This window comes from Falsiroseomonas sp. RANM36 (assembly GCF_056682175.1).
The window spans coordinates 13,203-17,942 of the sequence record NZ_JBWXTD010000010.1 but is presented as its reverse complement, the minus strand read 5'-3'; the positions used below and the strand labels follow the sequence as shown (position 1 = coordinate 17,942).

Sequence of the window (4,740 nt, the reverse complement as noted above, 5' to 3'; positions counted from 1 at the left end):
CGCGGCCGCGCCAGCAGACGGCCCATGGCGTCGCCCACCGAGACGCCGCCGGCCAGCAGATCCGCCACCGCGGCGCAGATCGGCAGCTCGACCCCCACCTCCGCCGCGCGCGCCACGATGGCCGGCGCCGTCCCGACGCCTTCCGCCACGCCCACCCGGCTGGCCAGCGCGTCTTCCAGGCTCTTGCCGCGCGCCAGCTCCATGCCGAGCGAGGTGTTGCGGCTGCCGGGGCCGGTCGTGGTCAGCAGCAGGTCGCCGAGGCCCGACAGGCCCGAGGCCGTCTCCGCCTTGCCACCCAGCGCCACGGTCAGGCGCGACAGCTCCGCCAGGCCGCGGGTGACCAGCGCGGCGCGGGCATTCTCGCCGAGGCCCGCGCCGATCACCGCGCCGGCGGCGATGGAGATGACGTTCTTCGCCGCGCCGCCAACCTGCACGCCCATCGGGTCGTCGCCGCCATAGATGCGGAAGCCGGCGGTGCCGAGCAGGTCGCCCGCCATCCGGCGCAACGCCGCATCCTGGCTTGCCAGCACGGCCGCGGCGGGCAGCCCCTTGGCGATCTCATGCGCGAAATTGGGGCCCGACAGCACCGCCGCGGGCCGGCTCGGGCGCAGCGCCTCCACCACTTCCAGCGGGAAGCGCAGCGTGCCGCGCTCGACGCCCTTGGCGCAGACCACGACCGGCGCGCCGGTGTCGGGCAGCGCCTGCAGAACGGGCCGCAGGAACTGCGCCGGGACGACCAGCAGGACGAACAGCGCCTCCGCCAGCGCGGCGGCGGGATCGGCGGTCACCTCGATCGCCGGGGAGAGCGTCACGCCCGGCAGGTAGGTCGCGTTTTGCCGGCTTTCCGCCATCGCCGCCGCGCGCTCGGGGTTGCGCGCCCAGAGGCCGACGGCATTGCCGGCGCGTGCCGCCTGCACCGCCAGCGCGGTGCCCCAGGCGCCCGCGCCGAGCACCGCGATGCGTCGCCTTGGGCGTGCTGCCATGGGCTCATCTCTCCTCGGTGATCCGCGCCACCATGGCCGCGGCGCCATCCTCGCCCCGGCCGAGCCCGGCAAGCAAGGAATCCAGCATCGCCTGCGCCTGCACGGCGAAGCCGAAGGGCGCATTGGCCACCAGCAGGCCGCAGCCATTGAGGCGCGCAGGATCGGTGGGCTCGCGCAGCGCCAGCTCGCAGGCGATGCAGTCGGGCACGCGCGCCTCGCGCAGCGCCGTGTGGAAGGCGCGCACCGGGGCGCGGTGCTTGATCGGATACCAGCCCGCGACGATGCCGGCGCGGAAGCGATGGCGCAGCGTGGCGATGGCGGCGGCCAAGCGGTCGAACTCGCCCTCCTGCTCGAAGGGCGGGTCGATCAGCACCAGGCCGCGGCGCTCGGGGAAGGGGGTCAGGGCCGTCACCGCCTCCCAGGCGTCGCGCTTGTGGACCGCAACCTGCGGATCGCCGCGGAAGGCCGCCTTCAGCGCCGCATGGTCCTCGGGGTGAAGCTCGCAGAGCAGCAGGCGGTCGTCGGGGCGCAGCAGCGCGCGGATCAGCGCGGGCGAGCCGGGATAGGCGGCGGGGAAGCCGGCCGCACGAACCTGCGCCAGGTAGTCCGCAAGCGCGGGCGGCGGCGTTGCCGCAGCCAGCCGCCCGATGCCGTCGCGCCATTCGCCCGTGCGCTGCGGCTCCGGCGCCGACAGGTCGTAGCGGCCGATGCCGGCATGGGTGTCGAGCACGGCGAACGGCTTGTCCTTCGCCAGCAGCCCGCGCAGCAGCGCCAGCAGCAGCGCGTGCTTGACGCAGTCGGCGAAGTTGCCGGCGTGGAAGGCGTGCCTGTAGTTCACGCCGGGCGGCTAGCGCGGGGGTGCCGGGTGCGCAAGCCGCGCCGCGGCCCCGGGGACGCGGCTCACGCCCCTGGCTCGGCCAGGGCCGCGGCCAGCCGCGCCGCCTCCGCCGCCACGGCGCGGCCGAGCGGGCTGTCCGGCGGGATCTCCGGGCCGAGCAGCGCCTCCGGCGCCGCCAGCCGCGCGAGCACGGCCGCGCGCTGCTCGGCCGGCGCCGCGCGCAGCAGCGCGCCGAGGGCGAAGCGCGTGACCATGCCATAGGCTTCCTGCTGCAACTGCTCGCGCCGGATCTCCTTCAGCAGGTCGGTGATCGCGTCGAGCGTCTCGCGGAGATCGCCGCTGCGGACGACGGGTGAGCGCATTTGGCGGATGCTCCTTCTGTGTCGGGCGGGCCGATTCAGACCTGCGGGCCTGGCGGCCCTGCGGTCATCGGGCCGCGTTGTGGTGTGGGCGGGCCGATTCAGACCTGCGGGCCTGGCGGCCCTGCGGTCATCGGGCCGCCGAGGCTGTCGAGCGGCCAGCGCGGCCGCGGCGCGTGGTCCAGCGGATCGGAGAGGCCGAGGCGCAACCGCTCGATCCCCGCCCAGGCGACCATCACGGCATTGTCGGTGCAGAGCCGGATGGGCGGCGCGACGAGCGGCAGCGCGGCCTTGCGCGCGACCTCGGCCAGCGCGGCGCGCACCGCGCCATTGGCGGCCACTCCGCCGGCGACGACCAGCGCCGTGGCGCCCGGCAGCATGGCCAGCGCGTGCCGCGCGCGATCGGCCAGGGTGTCGGCGACCGCCGCCTGGAAGCTGGCCGCCAGGTCGCCCCGCCCCGCCGCATCCAGACCCTTCGCGACCTGCTGCGCCACGGCCGTCTTCAGCCCGCTGAAGGAGAAATCGCAGCCCGCGCGGCCGAGCAGCGGGCGGGGCAGGGGGAAGCGTGCGGGATCGCCGCCCTGCGCCAGCCGCTCCAGATGCGGCCCGCCGGGCCATGGCAGGCCGAGCAGCTTGGCCGACTTGTCGAAGGCCTCGCCCACCGCGTCGTCCAGCGTCGAGCCCAGCCGGCGATGCCGCCCCACGCCCTCGACCGCCACGCATTGGCAATGCCCGCCCGACAGCAGCAGCAGCAGATAGGGAAACCGCAGCCCCTCCGGGCTCACCGCAGGCAGCCGCGGGGAGAGGGCATGCGCCTCCAAGTGGTTGACCGCGACGAAGGGGATGTTCCGGGCGGCGGCGATGCCCTTGCCGACGCTGGCGCCGACGATCAGCCCGCCGATCAGCCCCGGCCCGGAGGTCGCGGCCACGGCCGCAAGCCCGGCCGGCGTGGTGCCGGCCTGGTCCAGCACGCGGGCGACCAGGGCGGGCAGATGCGCCAGATGCGCCCGTGCCGCGATCTCCGGCACGACGCCGCCGAAGGGGGCGTGATCGGCGAGCTGGCTCAGCACCGCCTCGGCCAGCACCGTGCCGTCGGCGCGCAGCACCGCCGCGGCCGTCTCGTCGCAGGAGCTCTCGATGCCGAGCACCAGGCCATCCCCCGGCAAATCGCGCATCGGTTCCGCGTTCTCCGCCACTTTCGTCGCCCCATCGGCGGCTCTATGACGCCGCCCCATGTCGGTAGCCCATCCGCCGGGTCCAGCCCATCCTCTCGCAACGCCGCACGGCCTGGCCCAAGGCGCCCCGCATGCCCCCGGCCAAGGCGGCCCGCGCCTGGCCGCCACGGCGCATGTCCGCCCGCACATGCGCAGCCTGCCGCTGCGCGTCGGCACCCGCGGCTCCCCGCTCGCGCTGTGGCAGACGCGGCATTTCCTCGGCCTGGTCACGAAGTTCTGCCCCGTCCTGCGCGACGTGAACGCCTTCGAGGAACATGCGATCGCCACCTCGGGCGACCGCATCCAGGACCGGCGGCTGGCCGATGTCGGCGGCAAGGGCCTCTTCGCCAAGGAGATCCACGAGGCGCTGGCCGATGGCCGGATCGACTTCGCGGTCCACAGCCTGAAGGACCTGGAGACCGACCTGCCGCCCGGCATCGAGCTGGCCTGCACCCTGACGCGGGAGGACAGCCGCGACGCCCTGATCCTGGGGCCCAAGGCCGGCCCTGTGGACCCCGCCGATCCCTTCGCTTGCCTGCCGGCCGGCGCCGTGGTGGGCACCGCCTCGGTCCGCCGCCAGAGCCAGATCCTGCATGCCCGCCCGGACCTGCGGATCACCACCATCCGCGGCAATGTGCAGACGCGGCTGGCCAAGGTCCGCGCCGAGGACGGGCCCACCGCCTCGCTGCTCGCGCTGGCGGGTCTTCGCCGGCTCGGGCTGGAGGAGGAAGCCGCGATGGTGCTCGACCCGGACGCCATGGTGCCGGCCGCCGGCCAGGGGATCGTCGGCGTCACCGTGCGGTCGCAGGATGTGGAACTGCTCGAGCTGCTCTCCGGCATCGAGGATGCCGAGGCGCGCGCCGTCTCGACCGCCGAGCGGGCGCTGCTGGCCGCGCTGGACGGGTCCTGCCGCACGCCGATCGGCGGCCATGCGCGGCTGCTGCCCGATGGCCAGTTGCACCTGACGGGCCTGGTGGCGCGGGCGGACGGCTCCTTCCTGCTGAAGCGGTCGCTGCACGGCGCGCCGAAGGAGGCCGCGCGGCTCGGCCGCGAGCTGGGCGACAGCCTCCGGCGGGACGCCCCGGCCGACATCTTTGCCTGACATCGCGGCGCCCGGCGTCCTCGTCACCCGCCCGGAGCCGGGCGGCGGCGAGACGGCGGCGCGGGTGGCGGCTCTCGGCTGGGAGGCGGTGCGCGCGCCGGCCCTGGCGCTGGCGCCTCGCGACTTCGTGATCCCGCGCTGCCAGGCCCTGCTGCTGACCAGCCGCGCCGCGGCGGGGGCCCCGCCCCCCCCCCCGCCCCCCCCCCCCGCGCGGGGGGGGGGGGGGGGCCCCCCGGCCGCGGCG

Annotated in this window: 5 protein-coding genes and 1 pseudogene; 2 read left to right on the top strand and 4 right to left on the bottom strand. The window is 76.0% G+C overall.

From position 1 onward, the window contains the following. The 4 genes from AC1MIR_RS26765 to tsaD all read right to left on the bottom strand — a co-directional run. Positions 1–983: NAD(P)H-dependent glycerol-3-phosphate dehydrogenase (locus AC1MIR_RS26765; RefSeq protein WP_480031222.1), on the bottom strand; the 983-nt coding region annotated here is incomplete at its 3' end. A gap of 4 nt (positions 984–987) precedes the next feature. Then, positions 988–1,821, bottom strand: coding sequence for a 23S rRNA (adenine(2030)-N(6))-methyltransferase RlmJ (locus AC1MIR_RS26760; protein WP_480031221.1), 834 nt, complete (start codon positions 1,819–1,821; stop codon positions 988–990). A gap of 62 nt (positions 1,822–1,883) precedes the next feature. Beyond that, the gene (locus AC1MIR_RS26755; protein ID WP_480031220.1) at positions 1,884–2,183 is read right to left on the bottom strand and encodes a hypothetical protein; all 300 of its coding nucleotides are present in this window, start codon (positions 2,181–2,183) and stop codon (positions 1,884–1,886) included. 98 nt (positions 2,184–2,281) lie between these two features. After that, positions 2,282–3,355, bottom strand: coding sequence for a tRNA (adenosine(37)-N6)-threonylcarbamoyltransferase complex transferase subunit TsaD (gene tsaD, locus AC1MIR_RS26750; RefSeq protein WP_480031219.1), 1,074 nt, complete (start codon positions 3,353–3,355; stop codon positions 2,282–2,284). Between the two features lie 58 nt (positions 3,356–3,413). On the opposite strand from tsaD, the gene hemC reads away from it, so the two are divergent. Next, a complete protein-coding gene (gene hemC / locus AC1MIR_RS26745; RefSeq protein WP_480031218.1) occupies positions 3,414–4,496 on the top strand; it encodes a hydroxymethylbilane synthase in 1,083 nt (360 codons plus the stop codon). Then, a pseudogene (locus tag AC1MIR_RS26740) lies at positions 4,489–4,740 on the top strand (hypothetical protein); the annotation flags it as partial. The gene hemC and the pseudogene AC1MIR_RS26740, both read left to right, overlap by 8 nt.

Bases quoted from the DNA above. Each gene is read 5' to 3' on its own strand.
- AC1MIR_RS26755 (WP_480031220.1), bottom strand. From the start codon at position 2,183: ATGCGCTCACCCGTCGTCCGCAGCGGCGATCTCCGCGAGACGCTCGAC.
- tsaD (WP_480031219.1), bottom strand. From the start codon at position 3,355: ATGCGCGATTTGCCGGGGGATGGCCTGGTGCTCGGCATCGAGAGCTCC.
- hemC (WP_480031218.1), top strand. From the start codon at position 3,414: ATGTCGGTAGCCCATCCGCCGGGTCCAGCCCATCCTCTCGCAACGCCG.